At 67.9% G+C, this 17,184-nt stretch carries 16 protein-coding genes; 10 read left to right on the forward strand and 6 right to left on the reverse strand.

Features of this window, described 5'->3' with window-relative positions:
• The first annotated feature begins 48 nt into the window (after positions 1 to 48).
• The 8 genes from E2F49_RS03660 to acnB all read left to right on the forward strand — a co-directional run bounded on the left by E2F49_RS03660 (position 49) and on the right by acnB (position 8,878).
• Positions 49 to 1,155: a 4-oxalomesaconate tautomerase gene (locus tag E2F49_RS03660; RefSeq protein WP_133392653.1), complete on the forward strand. Its 1,107-nt coding sequence runs from the start codon at positions 49 to 51 to the stop codon at positions 1,153 to 1,155.
• 69 nt (positions 1,156 to 1,224) lie between these two features.
• Positions 1,225 to 2,259 (forward strand): ABC transporter substrate-binding protein, encoded by a 1,035-nt coding sequence (locus E2F49_RS03665; protein WP_133392654.1) that lies wholly within the window; start codon positions 1,225 to 1,227, stop codon positions 2,257 to 2,259.
• A 51-nt stretch (positions 2,260 to 2,310) separates the two neighbouring features.
• Complete coding sequence (locus tag E2F49_RS03670; RefSeq protein WP_133393436.1) at positions 2,311 to 3,102, forward strand: ABC transporter ATP-binding protein; 792 nt, start codon at positions 2,311 to 2,313, stop codon at positions 3,100 to 3,102.
• Complete coding sequence (locus E2F49_RS03675; RefSeq protein WP_055248058.1) at positions 3,086 to 3,862, forward strand: ABC transporter permease; 777 nt, start codon at positions 3,086 to 3,088, stop codon at positions 3,860 to 3,862. The genes E2F49_RS03670 and E2F49_RS03675 overlap by 17 nt, the downstream gene beginning before the upstream one ends.
• A 188-nt stretch (positions 3,863 to 4,050) precedes the next feature.
• Complete coding sequence (locus E2F49_RS03680; RefSeq protein ID WP_133392655.1) at positions 4,051 to 5,463, forward strand: OprO/OprP family phosphate-selective porin; 1,413 nt, start codon at positions 4,051 to 4,053, stop codon at positions 5,461 to 5,463.
• Between the two features lie 134 nt (positions 5,464 to 5,597).
• The gene (locus E2F49_RS03685) at positions 5,598 to 5,846 is read left to right on the forward strand and encodes an AbrB/MazE/SpoVT family DNA-binding domain-containing protein (RefSeq protein ID WP_055248063.1); all 249 of its coding nucleotides are present in this window, start codon (positions 5,598 to 5,600) and stop codon (positions 5,844 to 5,846) included.
• A complete protein-coding gene (locus E2F49_RS03690) occupies positions 5,843 to 6,244 on the forward strand; it encodes a type II toxin-antitoxin system VapC family toxin (RefSeq protein ID WP_133392656.1) in 402 nt (133 codons plus the stop codon). Before E2F49_RS03685 ends, E2F49_RS03690 begins: the two co-directional genes overlap by 4 nt.
• Before the next feature lie 42 nt (positions 6,245 to 6,286).
• Positions 6,287 to 8,878, forward strand: coding sequence for a bifunctional aconitate hydratase 2/2-methylisocitrate dehydratase (gene acnB / locus E2F49_RS03695; RefSeq protein ID WP_133392657.1), 2,592 nt, complete (start codon positions 6,287 to 6,289; stop codon positions 8,876 to 8,878).
• A 280-nt stretch (positions 8,879 to 9,158) separates the two neighbouring features.
• On the opposite strand, the gene E2F49_RS03700 is transcribed toward acnB, so the two are convergent.
• From E2F49_RS03700 to E2F49_RS03715, 4 genes are read right to left on the reverse strand one after another with little or no spacing between them, the layout of a single operon-like run.
• The gene (locus tag E2F49_RS03700) at positions 9,159 to 9,806 is read right to left on the reverse strand and encodes a histidine phosphatase family protein (protein WP_133392658.1); all 648 of its coding nucleotides are present in this window, start codon (positions 9,804 to 9,806) and stop codon (positions 9,159 to 9,161) included.
• A gap of 7 nt (positions 9,807 to 9,813) precedes the next feature.
• The gene (hflD, locus tag E2F49_RS03705) at positions 9,814 to 10,398 is read right to left on the reverse strand and encodes a high frequency lysogenization protein HflD (protein WP_055249818.1); all 585 of its coding nucleotides are present in this window, start codon (positions 10,396 to 10,398) and stop codon (positions 9,814 to 9,816) included.
• Positions 10,398 to 11,519: a tRNA 2-thiouridine(34) synthase MnmA gene (gene mnmA / locus E2F49_RS03710; RefSeq protein ID WP_133392659.1), complete on the reverse strand. Its 1,122-nt coding sequence runs from the start codon at positions 11,517 to 11,519 to the stop codon at positions 10,398 to 10,400. Before mnmA ends, hflD begins: the two co-directional genes overlap by 1 nt.
• Positions 11,516 to 11,998 carry an NUDIX hydrolase gene (locus E2F49_RS03715; RefSeq protein WP_133392660.1) on the reverse strand — a complete coding sequence of 161 codons (483 nt, stop codon included), beginning with the start codon at positions 11,996 to 11,998 and terminating at the stop codon, positions 11,516 to 11,518. Before E2F49_RS03715 ends, mnmA begins: the two co-directional genes overlap by 4 nt.
• A gap of 161 nt (positions 11,999 to 12,159) precedes the next feature.
• Between E2F49_RS03715 and clpS the strand changes: the two genes are divergently transcribed.
• Together clpS and clpA are read left to right on the forward strand one after the other, a co-directional pair.
• Positions 12,160 to 12,480 (forward strand): ATP-dependent Clp protease adapter ClpS, encoded by a 321-nt coding sequence (clpS, locus tag E2F49_RS03720; RefSeq protein WP_133392661.1) that lies wholly within the window; start codon positions 12,160 to 12,162, stop codon positions 12,478 to 12,480.
• Between the two features lie 79 nt (positions 12,481 to 12,559).
• The gene (clpA, locus tag E2F49_RS03725) at positions 12,560 to 14,845 is read left to right on the forward strand and encodes an ATP-dependent Clp protease ATP-binding subunit ClpA (protein WP_133392662.1); all 2,286 of its coding nucleotides are present in this window, start codon (positions 12,560 to 12,562) and stop codon (positions 14,843 to 14,845) included.
• 66 nt (positions 14,846 to 14,911) lie between these two features.
• On the opposite strand, the gene E2F49_RS03730 is transcribed toward clpA, so the two are convergent.
• Positions 14,912 to 16,783, reverse strand: a complete 1,872-nt coding sequence (locus E2F49_RS03730) for a DUF885 domain-containing protein (RefSeq protein WP_133392663.1) — start codon at positions 16,781 to 16,783, stop codon at positions 14,912 to 14,914.
• A 102-nt stretch (positions 16,784 to 16,885) separates the two neighbouring features.
• Positions 16,886 to 17,104 carry a translation initiation factor IF-1 gene (gene infA, locus E2F49_RS03735; RefSeq protein ID WP_055248081.1) on the reverse strand — a complete coding sequence of 73 codons (219 nt, stop codon included), beginning with the start codon at positions 17,102 to 17,104 and terminating at the stop codon, positions 16,886 to 16,888.
• Positions 17,105 to 17,184 lie beyond the last annotated feature (80 nt).

Here is a 17,184-nt window from a genome sequence, read left to right on the forward strand (position 1 = left end):
CAACGAATCGATCAATTGATTCGATATTCATATCAATCTGCGATCCCCATGTCCAACGATCTCTACAGCGTTCCCTGTGTCCTGATGCGCGGCGGCAGCTCGAAAGGGCCGTTTTTCCGCGCCTCGGACCTGCCGGCCGATCCCGCCGAGCGGGACCGTCTGCTGCTGGAGATCATGGGCGCCGGCCATCCGCTGCAGATCGATGGCATCGGGGGCGGCAACGCGCTGTCGAGCAAGGTCGCCATCGTCGGACCGGCCAGCCGCGCCGATGCGGACATCGACTATCTGTTCGCCCAGGTGCGGATCGACCGGCAACTGGTCGACACCACGCCCAACTGCGGGAACATGCTGGCCGCCGTCGGCCCGTTCGCGATCGAATCGGGCCTCGTGCCCGCCGGCGATCCGGTGACCCACGTGCGCATCCACAACGTCAACACCGGCAAGGTGATCCTGGCCACGGTGCAGACGCCCAGGGGCGAGGTGCACTACCGCGGCGACACCGCGATCGCCGGGGCCCCGGGCACTGCCGCGCCGATCTCGCTGGCCTTCCTCGACGCGGCGGGGGCGCGGACTGGCAAACTGTTGCCCACCGGCGAGGCCAGCGAATGGATCGATGATGTCGAGGTGAGCTGCATCGACTGCGCGATGCCGATGGTGATGCTCGAGGGTGCGGCCCTGGGCGTGACCGGTGCGGAAAGCGCGGCCGAACTCAATGGAAACGCCGCGATGCTGGCGCGCCTGGAGCGCATCCGCATCGAGGCCGGGCGCCGGATGGGCATCCCCGATGCGGGCGATCGCGTCATCCCCAAGCCCGTGCTGCTGCTGCCGCCCCGCGCGGGCGGTGCGCTGCAGGTGCGCTACTTCATGCCGCACCAGTGCCACAGCGCGCTGGCGATCACCGGCGCGGTCGGCATCTCGACCGCCTGCGTGACCCCCGGCACGGTGGCGCAGCGCATGGTCGGCAGCCTGACGCTGCCGGGCAGCGTGCGGCTGGAACATCCCAGCGGCTGCCTGGACGTGGCCCTGCACAAACCCGACATGGATGCCCCGATCGTCGCCAGCGTCGTGCGGACCGCACGGCGACTGTTCGAGGGCCGCGTCTTCGCCAGCACCGCACCGTCGCGCAGCGCCGCGGCCTGGAGCTCGGCGGCCTGACACAGACGGAGTGATCCGAACTCTCCGGGCCCACGCCCGGTCCAAGCCACACAATCCTGGGAGGGATCGATGTACAAGCGTCTCATCACCGCCGTGCTCGCGGCGGCCATGGTCTGCGTCGCCGGTTGCGGCGGCAGCCGCAGCGGCGGCGGCGCCGGCGGCGAGTCCGTGCGCATCAGCGTCGGCTCGTACAACCTCAACAACCTGCCGTTCTTCATCGCCGATGCGAACGGCTACTTCGACGACGTGGGCCTGAAGGTCCAGACCGAGAACTTCGCCCAGGGCGGTTCCAAGGTGCTGCAGGCGCTGGTCGCCGGCTCGACCGACGTCGCGGTCGGCTTCTACGACCACACCATCCAGATGCAGGCCAAGCAGAAGGACGTCGTGGCGTTCGTGCTGCTGTCGCGCAACTCGGGCCTGGTGTTGGCCGGTCGTCCCGACAGCGCGTTCGATCCGGCCAACCCGGCGTCGATCCGCGGCATGAAGGTCGGCATCACCGCGCCCGGCTCGTCGTCGGACTTCTTCGTGCGGCATTACCTCGCGCGCAACAACATTCCGGTCGACGACATCTCGATTATCGGCGTCGGTTCGGGCGCGGCGGCGGTCGCGGCGCTGCAGCAGGACAAGATCGACCTGCTGGTGAACTACGACCCGGCCGGCACGCTGCTGGTCGAGCGCGGCGTGGGCAAGATCCTGATCGACGCGCGCAGCGACGAGGGCGCCCGCGAGGTCTACGGCGGCATCTATCCGACCTCGGTCATGTACGCGCAGCAGTCCTTCCTCGACCAGCGCCCCGAAGCGGTGGAGAAGATCGTCCGCGCCGAGCGCATGGCGCTGGAGTTCATCGCCGACCACACCGCGGCCGAAATCGTCGCCGCGCTGCCGGACAAGTACGTCTCCGGTGACCGCGAGACCTATGCCAAGGCGGTCGAGCAGGCCCGCGCCATCTTCACCCGCGACGGCCGCTTCGAGCCCAAGGACCTGGAAACGCCGCTGATCGTGCTGCGCGAGTTCAATACCGATGTCGCCAATGCCGACATCGATCTCGAGAAGACCTACACCAACGCATTCGTCGACCGCGTCGCCGCGGACGCGAAGCAGTAAGGAGGTTCCATGGCTGTCGCCAGCGTTGCCCGCATCCGGGAAGAAGCCCCGATGCCGATCCAGTCGCGCCCGATGGTGTCGGTGCACGACGTCACGATGTCCTTCGGCGATTTCACCGCCGTGCGCGACGTCAACATCGAAGTCGGTGACGGCGAGTTCCTCGCCATCGTCGGCCCTACCGGTTGCGGCAAGAGCACCATCCTCAACGCCGTCGCCGGCCTGTTGAAGCCGACGAAAGGCGGCATCCGCATCGACGACAAGGCGGTCAGCGGCGTGCAGGACTCGGTGGGCTACCTGTTCCAGCAGGACGCGCTGCTGCCGTGGAAGACCGCGCTGCAGAACGTCGAACTGGGCCTGCGGTTCCGCGGTGTCGGCAGCGACGAGCGCGAGAAGCGCGCCCGCGACTGGCTGACCAAGGTGGGCCTGAAGGGCTTCGAGCATCGTTACCCGCACCAGCTCTCGGGCGGCCAGCGCAAGCGCGTGCAGATGGCGCAGGCACTGATCGTCGAGCCGAAGGTGATGCTGATGGACGAGCCGTTCTCGGCGCTCGACATCCACACCCGCCACCTGATGCAGAACGAACTGCTGCGCCTGTGGCAGGAAGACCGCCGTGCGGTGATCCTGATCACCCACGACCTCGAGGAAGCGATCGCGCTCGGCGACCGCGTCGTGGTGCTGTCCTCGGGCCCGTCGAGCCGGGTGGTCGAAAGTTTCCCGGTGAATCTGGAGCGGCCGCGCAACGTGGCCGAAATCAAGCTCGACCAACGGTTCACCGACCTCTATCGCGACATCTGGGCCTGCCTGCGCGGCGAAGTGGAGAAGAGCTATGCACGCCAAGACTGACCGTGCCATCCAGATCATGCTCGTCGTCGCCGTGTTCGGCGGCTGGCAGGCCGGCGTCACGGCCGGGCTGATCGACCCGTTCTTCTTCCCGGCGCCGTGGGACATCGTCCGGCAGATGGTGACCTGGCTGATGGACACCAGCTTCTACAGCCACGTCTACATCACCCTGACCGAGACCGTCCTGGGCTACGTGATCGGTACCGTGCTCGGCGTCACCGGCGGTGTCTGGCTGGGCTTGAGCCCGCGCTCGGCGCGCATCCTCGATCCCTTCATCAAGGGCTTCAATGCGATTCCGCGCGTGGTGCTGGCGCCGATCTTCGTGCTCTGGTTGGGCCTAGGCCTGTGGTCGAAGGTCGCACTGGCGGTGACGCTGGTGTTCTTCATCACCTTCTTCAACGCCATGCAGGGCGTGCGCGAGGTGAACCCGGTGGTGCTGGCCAATGCACGCATCCTCGGCGCGAGCCGTCGCGACCTGCTGCGCCATGTGTACTTCCCGGCGGCCGCAAGCTGGATCCTGTCCTCGCTGCGCACCTCGGTGGGCTTCGCCGTGGTCGGCGCGATCATCGGCGAATACCTCGGCGCCTCGGCGGGCCTGGGCTATCTGATCGCGCAGGCCGAAGGCAACTTCAATGCGGTCGGCGTGTTCGCCGGCATCATCATCCTCGCGGGTTTCGTGCTGATCATCGACTTCTTTCTCGACATCGCCGAGAACCGCCTGATCACCTGGCGTCCCAACGCCTCTCGCGAAGCCACGAGCTGACCGTGCCGCGTCCCGGCGCGCATAGCGCCGGGACGCATCGACACCCGTTCCCCACGTCCGGGTGCGCTGCTCGCGCCGGAACCCCTCGTCGGTCCGGCGCCTCCTTTTCGAATGCTCTGCCCGTCGCATCGCGGCGGGCCTGTCTGCGGCCGTCCGTCGAAGGGCGCGCCGCGTCCGGAGATCGCACCATGCGCATGTCGTTCCGTCCCCGTCCCACGGCACTCGCCGTCGGTCTGCTGCTGGCCTCGTCCGGCGCCTTCGCCCAGACCGCGTCGCCCGAGCTCGAGGCGCTGGTCCGCCAGCAGGCCGCGCAGATCCGCCTGCTCGAGGCGCGCCTGTCGGCCCTCGAAACCGGCCAGGCGCCGGCCACTGCCGCCGCGCCGGTTGCGCCCGCCGCCGATCCAGCGCTCGTCGAGCGCATCGCCAAGGTCGAGGCCGCGCAGGCCAAGGCGCCCACCGTCAGCTGGGCCAAGGGCGCGCCGCAGTTCACCAGCAGCGACGGCCAGATCACCTTCCGTCCGCGCGGCCGCGTGTTCGTCGACACGTCCAGCACCAGCGGCTCGGACTTCGAGGCCCGCAACATCACCGGTACCGAGATCCGTTCGGTGCGTCTGGGTTTCGAGGGCAGCTACGGCATTCTCGGCTACGCGGTCGAGGGCGATTTCGCCGACAACGGCGTGGCCTGGAAGTCGGCCTATGCGACGGTCGACCACACGCTCTTCGGCCGCGAGGCCGAACTGACGATCGGCAACCGCCTCAACGACCGCGGCATCGACGGGTCCAGTGGCACCGGCAATACGCCCTTCCAGGACCGCAATGTGGTCGGCACCCAGATCGTGCCGCAGCGCGGCCTGTTCGGCGTCGGCCTGACCGAGCGCGTCTACGGCGAGAACTGGCATGCCAGCCTGTCGCTGGCCGGTAACGACCTCAACAATGTCGGCGACAGCGACGATTCGAAGACCGTCGCCGGTCGCGCGCACTGGAACCCGGTGAAGGGCGAGGGCGGCCTGCTGCACCTCGGCGCCTGGGGTTTCTACGAGGACATCGCGCCAGGCAGCAGCGGGGTGTTCCGCAGCTCGGCGATTTCGGGCCACCTCAACGATCTGGTCAAGATCGCCCCCGGCGCGTTGACCGGCGCGACCCGCGGCGAAGGCTACGGCGTCGAGGTGCTCGGCGTGCGCGGCCCGTTCTGGGGCTACGGCGAATGGGGCACCCGCGACGTCGCCGGCTTTGGCGGCGCCGGTCGCTACGAGGTCACCCACGACGCCTGGGCGGTCTCGGCCGGCTGGTTCCTCTCCGGTGCCAGCCCGTCGTTCGCGAGCAGGACCGGCACCTGGAGCCGGGTCAAGGTGGCGCGTCCGGTCACCGCCGGCGGCCCCGGCGCCTGGGAACTCAAGGCCCGATACGAGGACGCCGACTACAGCGAGCTGCCGACCGGCGGCACCGGCAACGCCTGGACGGTCGGCGTGAACTGGTATCTCAACGACTTCAGCCGGGTGCTGTTCGACGCGGTGCGCTGGGAAACCGACAACCGCAGCGGCGCCTATCAGGGCCTTGATCGCGGCACCACGCTCAACGCGCGCTTCCAGCTGGCCTTCTGACGCGCGACCGTCATCGAGGGCGCACACGATGGGCCGGGTCGGCATGACCCGGCCCATCGCATGTGCAGTATGGTGGCTGGGGTATGCGTGCTCAGGTATGTATAATGCGCGCATACTTTTTCGGGAGCGCTCCGATGGAAGCCACCGTCGCCGAGCGCGGCCAGATCACCCTGCCCAAGGCCGTGCGCGATGCGCTGGGCCTGAGCAAGGGCACGATCCTCAAGGTCGAGCTGGAAGGCAGCCGCATCGTGCTGCGCAAGAGCGTCGATGACGCCGTGTCCCGGGCCCGCGGTCGCTTCAGGCTGGAGGGCTTCGACGGCACCGATTCCGCGATGCGCGCCGTGCGCGGGCAGGGCGACGCGGCGGGAGACGCCGACGCGTGATCGCCGTCGACGCGCCCGTGCTGGTGGACCTGCTGGCCGACGGCCCGCAGGCCGACGCCGCTGAAGCCTGCCTGCGCCAGTACCTGAGCGCCGGCCCGGTCGTGGTCTGCGATGTGGCCCTGGCCGAGATCTGCGGCGCGCTGCACGACGGCGCCGAGACCATGGCCGTGCTCGAGGACATGGGCGTGCGGTTCTCGGCGATCGAAGCCAAGTCCGCGCTGCGGGCCGGCGAGATGCAGCGGCGCTCCTGGCAGCGTGGCGACAAGTCCGGTCGCGCCGCGCGCGATTTCCTCGTCGGGGCGCATGCGCTGTTGCAGTGCAATGGCCTGATCACCCGCGACGACGCGTTTTTCCGCACCTACTTCAAGGGTCTCAAGCTGATCGTACCGTCGGCCTGAGACCGGTTATCCCGGTACTGCACGAATCTGGAGTTGCCCGTCATGTTGGAAGCCTATCGCCACCACGTTGCCGAGCGCGAAGCGCTGGGAATCCCGCCGCTGCCGCTCAATGCGCAGCAGACCGCGGACGTCATCGAACTGCTGAAGAACCCGCCCGCGGGTGAAGCGGAGTTCCTGCTCGACCTGCTGACCCACCGCGTGCCGGCCGGCGTCGACGACGCCGCCAAGGTCAAGGCCTCGTACCTCGCCGCGATCGCCTTCGGCAGCGAACGCAACGCGCTGATCACCCGCGCGCGCGCCACCGAACTGCTGGGCACCATGCTCGGCGGCTACAACGTGCAGCCGCTGGTCGACCTGCTCGACGATGCCGAGGTCGGCACCATCGCCGCCGACGCGCTCAAGCACACGCTGCTGGTGTTCGATGCCTTCCACGACGTCGAAGAGAAGGCCAAGGCCGGCAACGCGAACGCCAAGGGCGTGCTGCAGAGCTGGGCCGACGCCGAGTGGTTCACCAGCAAGCCGGAAGTGCCGCAGTCGATGACACTGACGGTGTTCAAGGTGCCGGGCGAGACCAATACCGACGACCTGTCGCCGGCGCCCGACGCGACCACGCGTCCGGACATCCCGATGCACGCGCTGGCGATGCTCAAGAACAAGCGCGACGACGCGCCGTTCGTGCCGGAAGAAGACGGCAAGCGCGGCCCGATCCAGGCCATCCTCGATCTCAAGAAGAAGGGCAACCTCGTCGCCTACGTCGGTGACGTGGTGGGTACCGGTTCGAGCCGCAAGTCGGCGACCAACAGCGTGCTGTGGTGGACCGGCGACGACATTCCCTACATCCCGAACAAGCGCGCCGGCGGCGTGTGCCTGGGTTCGAAGATCGCGCCGATCTTCTACAACACGATGGAGGACGCCGGCGCGCTGCCGATCGAACTCGACGTGTCGCAGATGGAGCAGGGCGACGTCATCGAGTTGCGTCCCTTCGAAGGCAAGGCGCTCAAGAACGGCGCCGTGATCGCCGAGTTCCAGGTCAAGTCGGACGTGCTGTTCGACGAAGTGCGCGCCGGTGGCCGCATTCCGCTGATCGTCGGCCGCGGCCTGACCGCCAAGGCGCGCGAGTCGCTGGGCTTGCCGGCGACCGACCTGTTCCGCCTGCCGCAGCAGCCGGCCGACACCGGCAAGGGCTTCTCGCTGGCGCAGAAGATGGTCGGCCGCGCGATCGGTCTGCCGGAAGGCCAGGGCGTGCGCCCGGGTACCTACTGCGAACCGAAGATGACCTCGGTCGGTTCCCAGGACACCACCGGTCCGATGACCCGCGACGAGCTGAAGGACCTGGCGTGCCTGGGCTTCTCGGCGGACCTCGTCATGCAGTCGTTCTGCCACACCGCGGCGTATCCGAAGCCGGTCGACGTCAAGACCCATCACACGCTGCCGGAGTTCATCTCCACGCGTGGCGGCATCTCGCTGCGTCCGGGTGACGGCGTGATCCACAGCTGGCTCAACCGCATGCTGCTGCCCGATACCGTCGGCACCGGCGGCGACTCGCACACGCGTTTCCCGGTCGGTATCTCGTTCCCGGCGGGTTCGGGTCTGGTCGCATTCGCGGCCGCGACCGGCGTCATGCCGCTCGACATGCCCGAGTCGGTGCTGGTGCGCTTCAAGGGCAAGATGCAGCCCGGCGTGACCCTGCGCGACCTGGTCAACGCGATCCCGCTCTACGCGATCAAGCAGGGCCTGCTGACCGTGGCCAAGGCCGGCAAGAAGAACATCTTCTCCGGTCGCATCCTCGAGATCGAAGGTCTGCCGGATCTCAAGGTCGAGCAGGCGTTCGAGCTGTCCGACGCCTCGGCCGAGCGTTCGGCCGCCGGGTGCTCGGTGCACCTCAACAAGGAACCGATCATCGAGTACATCAACAGCAATATCGCGTTGCTGCGCTGGATGATCGCCGAGGGCTACCAGGATCCACGTTCGATCCAGCGCCGCATCGAGAAGATGGAAGCCTGGCTGGCCGATCCGCAGCTGCTCAAGGGCGACGACGATGCCGAGTACGCCGCGGTCATCGAGATCGATCTGGCCGACGTGCACGAGCCGATCCTGGCTTGCCCGAACGATCCGGACGACGTGAAGTTCCTGTCCGAAGTCGCCGGCGTCGAGATTGACGAGGTGTTCATCGGTTCCTGCATGACCAACATCGGCCACTTCCGCGCGGCATCGAAGCTGCTGGAAGGCAAGCGCGATATCCCGACCAAGCTGTGGGTCGCCCCGCCGACCAAGATGGACGCCGCCGAGCTGACCAAGGAAGGCCACTACGGCACCTTCGGCGCGGCCGGCGCGCGCATGGAAATGCCGGGCTGCTCGCTGTGCATGGGCAACCAGGCGCAGGTGCGCGAAGGCGCGACGGTGTTCTCCACGTCCACCCGCAACTTCCCGAACCGTCTGGGCCGCAACTCGAACGTCTACCTGGGCTCGGCCGAACTCGCGGCGATCTGCTCGCGCCTGGGCCGCATTCCGACCAAGGCCGAGTACATGGCCGACGTCGGCGTGCTGGACGCCTCGGCGAACGACATCTACCGCTACATGAACTTCGACCAGATTCCGGAGTACGTGGAAGCGGGCGAGAAGACCGCTGCCTGACGGCAACGGTTTGCGGACACGAAACACCCGGCCTCGCGCCGGGTGTTTTGTATCAGGGGTCCTGTACGTTTCGATCCGATTCTTGCTACGTCACGGTTGAGCCGCCATCGCGAGAGGCCGCCCCTTCCCCCGCCTGCGGGGGAAGGTTGGGATGGGGGCGAGCAGGAAGACCGGAACGAATGCCTCCTGCGCGATCTCGACCCTGGATCCGCACGAGTTCATCGGCAGCACGATCGGGCCGTTTGCCCCACCCAACCCTACCCCGCACGCGGAGGAGGGCTCAGTCCGTCGCCAAGTGCGCAATTCCGCGCGCGAGATCCGCGCGATAGCGCAGATGCCACTGCCCGCCCGTGCCGGTCAGTTCGTACACCGCGCAATTCGGCATCGGCAGCGCCACCTGGAATGCGCGGAACGCGCGCATGTCGTCGGGCGTGTCGGCCTCGAAGCCCATCAGCCGCCAGGCCAGCAGGCCGAACCAGATCCCGTGGCCGAACAGCACGCTGCCCTCGGCCAGCGCCTCCATGCCGTCGATGAAGCCGTCCACGCAGGCCACGAACTCGCCGAAGGTATCGGCCGCGTCGCCCATGCGTGCGTCGCGATCGCCGCGCGCCCAGTAGGCCTCGGTCAAGGGGCGTCGCTGCTCGCCGGTCAGGCCCTCGATCCGCGCCGGATCGATGGCCGAGAACTCGTGCATGAGCCGATGCACCTGCGCATCGATGCCGATGCGCGCGCAGTACGGCCCTGCGGTCGCGCGCGCGCGATCGAACTTCGACACGTGTACCGCGCCCGCGTCCACCGGCAACTGCGTGGCGATCCACGCCGCCTGTGCTTGGCCGGTCGACGACAGCGGAATGGTCGGGTGCGGGAGGGTCCGGCCGCCAGCATTGGCCACGCTCTGCGCGTGGCGGACGAAGGTCAGACGCGCCACGCGCGCGTCAGATCGCGCGCAGCATCTGCTGGCGGCGCAGCAGGAAGTCCCACAGGCTGCCGCCCATCTGCCGCCACAACACCGCCGAACGCAACGAAGCCAACAGCACCGCGCGGATCTCGGCGACCACGTTGGCCTGGCCGAGGTAATGCGGATTGCCCTGGACCATCACCTTCGGACGCAGGTGGCTGACCGTGTCGGCATACAGCGCGCCGAGCGCGGCCAGCACTTCGGGATGCGTGTGTCCGAGCTGTTCGGCCTTGGGTTTGATCTCGAGGATGCCGTGATGCACTTCGCCGCTGACGGCGCGATCCTGGATGAAGCGGCGTTCGAGCTGCGCGACCGCAAGGCCCAGCTTGGGCAGCAGCGGGTCGCTGCCCTGGTTGCCGAAGTAATCGCGCAGCAACATCAGGCCCGGCACGACCGCGTCGCGTCCACCGTAGACGGCTTCGGGCGAGGACGCATCGATGCGGAACACGCTGTCGAGCGAGGTCGACAGCACGGCGGCGTCGGCCTGGCCGGTCTCGGCGATGCGGCGGACCTGCTTGAGCGCCTGGGCCATGCCGGCCAGCGCGAGCACGCGGTCTTCCATCATGCCGCCACCCCGCGTGCGCGCAGCTCCAATGGCGCATCCGTGGCCGCGATGACCGCACCGCCGAGGCACACGTCGCCGTCGTAGAGCACCAAGGACTGGCCGGGCGTGACGGCGCGCTGGGGGCGGTCGAACCGCACGTCGAGTTGGCCAGTGTTCGCGTCGATGGTCACTTCGCAGGATTCCTCGTGTTGCCGGTAACGGGTCTGGGCGGTGCAGCGGAAGCGCGGCGCCGGCGGATCGCCCGCGATCCAGTGCGCGGGCTCGCTGCGCAGCCAGGTCGACTGCAGCCAGGGCGTGTCGGCGCCCTGCGCGACGTAGAGCACATTGTCGCCCACATCCTTGCCCACCACATACCAAGGCGCCGCGTCGAAGCCGCGCACGCCGCCGATCTGCAGGCCTTCGCGCTGACCGAGGGTGAAATAGAACACGCCCGGATGCGTGCCGACGCGGTGGCCGTCGGGCGTGCGCATCTCGCCTTCGCGGGCCGGCAGGTACTGGCCGAGGAAGCTGCGGAAGTCGCGTTCGCCGATGAAGCAGATGCCGGTCGAATCCTTCTTCTCCGCGGTCGGCAGGCCGGCTGCGCGGGCGAGGTCGCGCACGTCGGTCTTGGGCAGTTCGCCGAGCGGAAACAGCGTCGCGGCGAGCTGCGCCTGGCCGAGCTGGTGCAGGAAATAGCTCTGGTCCTTGTTGCGGTCACGCGCCCGCAGCAGGCGCCAGCGGCCGTCGACTGCATCGACGCGCGCGTAATGGCCCGTCGCGATCTTCGCCGCGCCCAGATCGCGCGCGGCGTCCAGGAAGTGCTTGAACTTGATCTCGCGGTTGCACAGCACGTCGGGATTGGGCGTGCGTCCGGCCGCGTACTCGGCGATGAAGTGCTCGAACACGCCGGCCCAGTACTCGCCGGAGAAATCGCGGAAATGGATCGGCAGGCCGAGGCGGCCCGAGACCGCGACCGCATCGCGACGGTCGTCCTCGGCGCGGCAATCGCCGGAGCCGTCGTCGGCCCAGTTCTGCATGAACAGACCGGCCAGCGACACGCCCGAGTCGCGCAGCAACAAGGCGGCGACCGACGAGTCCACGCCGCCGGACATGCCGACGATGACCTCGGGCGCGCTCATGGCATCTGGCGCACGGCCGACAGCGGAAAGCGCTGGCCGGCCAGGCAATCGGCGACGACCTGCCAGACCAGCGGGCTGCGGTGGCGCGCCGCCTGGGCCTGGAGTTCGGCCGGCGTGAACCACGTGGCCTGCTCGATGCCGTCGTCGAGCACGCGCGCCGGGTCGTGCGACACCGGACGCGCCGCGAAGGCGAAGCGCAGGAAATGCCGGCCGCCGTCCTCGCCGGGACGCGGCGGCGCCTTCCACAGGTAGCTGCCGATGAAGCCGGTCAGTTCGACCGTCCAGCCCGATTCCTCCAGCGTCTCGCGCACCGCCGCGTGGACCAGCGACTCGTCCGGCTCCAGATGTCCGGCCGGCTGGTTGATGACCAGGCGGCCTTCGATGCGCTCCTCGATGCACAGCACCCGGCCACGGTCCATCACCACCGTGGCCACGGTGACATCGGGCTGCCAGAAACGCGGATCGGCGGTCGCAGGCATCAGCGCAGCGCTCCGCGCGCGACGGGCGCAGCAGCAGCAGGCGGGGCGAGGAGAACGCAGCGACGATCGGGATGCATCGAGGCACCGGAGCGGGGGAATGCGGTCATTCTGACGACCGGGCTCCGGGGCGTCCATCCGCGGGCGGACGGTATAATCGGCGCATGAGCCGCAAACACGAACACGAGCACGAACATGGCACCGCGGTCGCGACCGGCCGCCCGGAAGTGGCGCCGCCGCCGCTGTATTCGGTGCTGCTGCTCAACGACGACTACACCCCGATGGATTTCGTGGTCGAGATCCTGGTGCGCTTCTTCGCGCTGGACATCGAGCGCGCCACCCAGGTGATGCTGCACGTCCACACCCGCGGTCGCGGCGTCTGCGGGGTCTACAGCCGCGAAGTGGCGGAGTCGAAAGTCGCGCAGGTGAACGAATGCGCCCGACTGAATCTTCACCCCTTGCTCTGCACGATGGAAAAGGCCTAATAAGGCCCGACGGGGCAGGGTTTGAATGCCGGAATCGGGCCCCATTTAGGGTGTCAGTGAAGCCGGAGGCGACCGCCCCATGTTCAGCAAAGATCTCGAGTTCACGATCGGCCAGTGCTACAAGCGCGCCCGCGAGGCCCGCGACGAGTACATGACCGTCGAACACCTGCTGCTGGCCCTGCTCGAAAATCCGTCCGCGGAAGGTGTCCTCAAGGCCACCGGCGCCGATTTCGAGCGCCTGCGCGGCGACCTGGAACAGGCCATCCTGACCTCGGTCACCAAGCTGGCCGAAGACGACACCCGCGACACCCAGCCCACGCTCGGGTTCCAGCGCGTACTTCAGCGCGCCGTCTACCACGTGCAGTCCTCGGGCAAGAAGGAGGTCACCGGCGCCAACGTACTGGTGGCGATCTTCGGCGAGAAGGACTCGCACGCGGTCTACTACCTCAACCAGCAGGACGTGACCCGGCTGGACGTGGTCAATTACCTGTCCCACGGCATCGCCAAGAGCGGTGGCGAGGACGGCGAGGGCACGCCTGAGGACGCGACCCAGGGCCGCGGCGAAGGCGGCGAGGGCGAGGCCAAGGGCGATGCACTGGCCGAGTACGCCAGCGACCTCAACGCCGCCGCGCGCGACGGTCGCATTGATCCGCTGGTCGGCCGCGCCGAGGAAGTCGAGCGGACGATCCAGGTGCTGTGCCGCCGTCGCAAGAACAATCCGCTCTACGTCGGCGAGGCCGGCGTGGGCAAGACCGCGATCGCCGAGGGCCTGGCCAAGCGCATCGTCGATGGCGAAGTGCCCGAAGTGCTGAGCGAGGCGACGATCTACTCGCTCGACCTCGGTGCGCTGGTCGCGGGCACGAAGTACCGCGGCGATTTCGAGAAGCGCCTGAAGGCCGTGCTGTCGGCGATCAAGAAGCATCCGGGCGCGATCCTCTTCATCGACGAGATCCACACCATCATCGGTGCCGGTTCGGCTTCGGGCGGCACGATGGATGCATCGAACCTGATCAAGCCCGCGCTGTCGTCGGGCGAGCTGCGCTGCATCGGCTCGACCACGTTCCAGGAGTACCGCGGCATCTTCGAGAAGGACCGTGCGCTCGCGCGGCGCTTCCAGAAGATCGACATCGTCGAGCCGACGGTCAGCGAGGCCTACCAGATCCTGCAGGGCCTCAAGCCGCGCTACGAGGCGCACCACGACGTGACCTACGCCGACGAGGCGCTGCAGGCCGCGGTCGATCTGTCGGTCAAGCACATCGCCGACCGCCTGCTGCCCGACAAGGCCATCGACGTCATCGACGAGGCCGGTGCGCGTCAGCGCCTGCTGCCCGAGGGCGTGCGCAAGGCGCTGATCGACGTCGAGGAAGTCGAGACCATCGTCGCCAAGATGGCGCGCATTCCGGCCAAGCAGGTCAGCGCGACCGACAAGGACGTGCTCGAGCATCTGGAGCGCAATCTCAAGATGGTGATCTTCGGGCAGGACCCGGCAATCGAAATGCTCACGTCCGCCATCAAGCTCTCGCGCTCGGGTCTGGGCAGTCCGGACAAGCCGATCGGCAACTTCCTCTTCGCCGGTCCCACGGGCGTCGGCAAGACCGAGGTCACGCGCCAGCTGGCGCTGCAGCTCGGCATCGAGCTGGTGCGCTTCGACATGTCCGAGTACATGGAATCGCATTCGGTCAGCCGCCTGATCGGTGCGCCTCCGGGCTATGTCGGCTTCGACCAGGGCGGTCTGCTGACCGAGAAGATCGTCAAGACGCCGCACTGCGTGCTGCTGCTCGACGAGGTCGAGAAGGCGCACCCGGACATCTTCAACATCCTGCTGCAGGTCATGGACCGCGGCGTGCTGACCGACACCAACGGTCGCGAGGCGAACTTCCGCAACGTGATCCTGGTGATGACGACGAACGCCGGTGCCACCCAGGCCTCGCGTCGCTCGATCGGCTTCACCAAGCAGGACCACAGCACCGACGCCATGGAAGTGATCCGCAAGAGCTTCACGCCGGAATTCCGCAACCGTCTCGACGCGGTGGTGCAGTTCCAGTCGCTGGGTTTCGAGCACATCCTGCGCGTGGTCGACAAGTTCATGATCGAACTCGAAGCGCAGCTGCACGACAAGAACGTCTCGCTGTCGGCGACGCCGGCTGCACGCGACTGGATGGCGCAGCACGGCTTCGATCCGCAGATGGGTGCGCGTCCGATGTCGCGTGTGATCCAGGACAAGGTCAAGCGTCGTCTGGCCGACGAGCTGCTGTTCGGCAAGCTGGCCAATGGCGGCCGCGTGTCGATCGACGTCAAGGATGGCGAGCTGACGGTCGAGACCTGGGCCGAGCCGGAGCGTCTGCTGACCGCGACGGTCGACTGACCGGCGGACATCGCAGGCATGAAGAAGGCGCCCTCGGGCGCCTTCTTTTTTAACTCGTGCGGACGGTCAGCGCGCCGCCGAGGCCGATTCCACCCACGCGTCCACACGCTGCTCGAGCAGGTCCAGCGGCAGCGCGCCGCCGCCCAGCACCGCATCGTGGAAGCCGCGCACGTCGAAGCGGTCGCCGAGCGCCTGTTCCGCTTCCGCCCGCAATTCCTGGATGCGGATCATGCCGATCTTGTAGGCCGTCGCCTGGCCGGGCCACGACAGGTAGCGCTGCACCTCCGAGCGGACCGTCGCCTCGGGAAAGCCGCTGTTGGCGTTGAAGTAGTCGACGGCCTGCTGCTCGGTCCAGCCCTTGGCATGCATGCCGGTGTCGACGACCAGGCGGATCGCCCGCCACAGCTCGGAGCTCAGCTGGCCGTAGCGCGAGTAGGGGTCGGCATAGGTCCCCGGAATCTCCTTGGCCTGCCACTCCGAATACAGGCCCCAGCCTTCGGCGTACGCGGTGACCTGCGCCTGGGTGCGGAACTGCGGCATGCCGGTGAGTTCCTGCGCGATCGCGATCTGCATGTGGTGGCCGGGTAGGCCCTCGTGATACGCGATGACCTCGAGCTCGGGCTTGGGCATCGCGTTCATGTCCGACAGATGCGCGTAGTAGATGCCCGGTCGCGTACCGTCGGGGCTGCTCGGGAAATAGTGCTGGGCGGCGCCCGGCTCCTCGCGGAAGGATTCGACGCGGCGCACCACGAGGTCGGCCTTGGGCATCAGGCCGTAGAACTGCGGCAGCTGCCGCTTGATGTTGTCGAGCAGGCGCGTCGATTCGTCGAGGTAGGCCTGGCGGCCGGCATCGGTATCGGGAAACTTGAACTGCGGGTCGGTCGCGATGAAGCGGAAGAAGGCCTTCAGATCGCCGTCGAAACCGACCGCGGTCTTGATCGCTTCCATGTCGGCGTGCAGGCGCGCGACATCCTTCAGGCCGATGTCGTGGATCTGCTCGGCGCTCAGATCGGTGCTGGTGTTGCGACGCAGCTGCATGGCGTAGTACGCGGCGCCGTTCTTCTGGGTGGTGCCGACACCCGCCGGGTTCTCCAGCGCGTTGCCGATGTCGCCCTCGTGCCAGGCGATCACGCGCTGGTAGGCCGGACCGACCGATGTCAGCAACGCCTCGCGCGCCTGCGCCTTGAGCGCATCGGCGCGTGCGGCGTCGACCGTGCCGGCCTCGCGCAGGGCGTCGGCCTTCTTGACCAGATCGGCCCACAGGGCGGTGTCGTCGCCATCGGTGAACGGCGCACCGGTGATCACGTTGCGCGACTGGGTGATGACGCCGGTGTAGGCGAACTTCGGCGCACGGATGCCGGCCTGCGCACTGGCCTGCGTGTGTTCAAGCAGGGTGTCGAACATCGTCGGCAGGGCGCGCAGACGCGCCACGTACGCAAGGTAATCGGCTTCGGTGTCGACCTTATGGAAGTTGATCAGCAGCGTCGGCAGCATCGCCTGCGGCCCCATCATCTGGGTGAAGGCATAGCCGTTGCGACGGAATTCGAACTGCTCCGCCGCCTCGCGCGCCTGCTGCGCCCACAGGTCGTAGGACAGGCGCCCTTCGAGATCGAGCGCGTCGCGGTCGAACGTGGTTTCCATTTCGGCGACGCTGGCGCGCTGCCAGTCGATCTGCTTCTGCACGGCCGCGTCGGACACGTCGTCGAGGCGATCGTAGAGATCCTTGCGGCCGAGGAAGGTCAGGCCGATCGGACTGAACTGCAGCGAGGTCTCGTACTGCGCGTCGAGCCAGACATTGAGGCGCGCGGTTTCGGATGACGGCGGCGCCTGCGTCATCGCCGCGGGCGCGGCCGCAGGCGGCGCGGCCGTCTGCGCGTGAGCGGGCAGGGCGAGCGCCAGCGCGAACGTCAGCGCGGCGACGGCGGGAAACCTGGGCATACGGGCGCATCCTGTCGGTCGAGAAGACCGAGCCTACATCGCCCGCGCGCCGGAAACGACGAAGGCGGCCCGGGGCCGCCTTCGCAGGTGCCGCAGAAGTGCTTACTTCATGCGGTAGGTGATGCGACCCTTCGTGAGATCGTAGGGCGTCATCTCGACCTTGACCCGGTCGCCGGTCAGGATGCGGATGTAGTTCTTCCGCATGCGGCCCGAGATGTGCGCAATGATTTCGTGGCCGTTCTCGAGCTTCACCCGGAACATGGTGTTCGGGAGGGTCTCGGAGACCGCGCCTTCGAACTCGATGACGTCATCTTTCGCCATTCGTCTGGAATATCCGTTGTTGAGGGATGCGGCGCGCGGACGTGGCGCCAGCAAAGCGGGGCATTGTCGCACGCGGCCGC

Source organism: Luteimonas terrae (assembly GCF_004358165.1).
GTDB lineage: Bacteria > Pseudomonadota > Gammaproteobacteria > Xanthomonadales > Xanthomonadaceae > Luteimonas > Luteimonas terrae.

Bases quoted from the DNA above. Each gene is read 5' to 3' on its own strand.
- E2F49_RS03660 (WP_133392653.1), top strand. From the start codon at position 49: ATGTCCAACGATCTCTACAGCGTTCCCTGTGTCCTGATGCGCGGCGGC.
- E2F49_RS03665 (WP_133392654.1), top strand. From the start codon at position 1,225: ATGTACAAGCGTCTCATCACCGCCGTGCTCGCGGCGGCCATGGTCTGC.
- E2F49_RS03670 (WP_133393436.1), top strand. From the start codon at position 2,311: ATGCCGATCCAGTCGCGCCCGATGGTGTCGGTGCACGACGTCACGATG.
- E2F49_RS03675 (WP_055248058.1), top strand. From the start codon at position 3,086: ATGCACGCCAAGACTGACCGTGCCATCCAGATCATGCTCGTCGTCGCC.
- E2F49_RS03680 (WP_133392655.1), top strand. From the start codon at position 4,051: ATGCGCATGTCGTTCCGTCCCCGTCCCACGGCACTCGCCGTCGGTCTG.
- E2F49_RS03685 (WP_055248063.1), top strand. From the start codon at position 5,598: ATGGAAGCCACCGTCGCCGAGCGCGGCCAGATCACCCTGCCCAAGGCC.
- acnB (WP_133392657.1), top strand. From the start codon at position 6,287: ATGTTGGAAGCCTATCGCCACCACGTTGCCGAGCGCGAAGCGCTGGGA.
- hflD (WP_055249818.1), bottom strand. From the start codon at position 10,398: ATGGAAGACCGCGTGCTCGCGCTGGCCGGCATGGCCCAGGCGCTCAAG.
- mnmA (WP_133392659.1), bottom strand. From the start codon at position 11,519: ATGAGCGCGCCCGAGGTCATCGTCGGCATGTCCGGCGGCGTGGACTCG.
- E2F49_RS03715 (WP_133392660.1), bottom strand. From the start codon at position 11,998: ATGCCTGCGACCGCCGATCCGCGTTTCTGGCAGCCCGATGTCACCGTG.
- clpS (WP_133392661.1), top strand. From the start codon at position 12,160: ATGAGCCGCAAACACGAACACGAGCACGAACATGGCACCGCGGTCGCG.
- clpA (WP_133392662.1), top strand. From the start codon at position 12,560: ATGTTCAGCAAAGATCTCGAGTTCACGATCGGCCAGTGCTACAAGCGC.
- E2F49_RS03730 (WP_133392663.1), bottom strand. From the start codon at position 16,783: ATGCCCAGGTTTCCCGCCGTCGCCGCGCTGACGTTCGCGCTGGCGCTC.
- infA (WP_055248081.1), bottom strand. From the start codon at position 17,104: ATGGCGAAAGATGACGTCATCGAGTTCGAAGGCGCGGTCTCCGAGACC.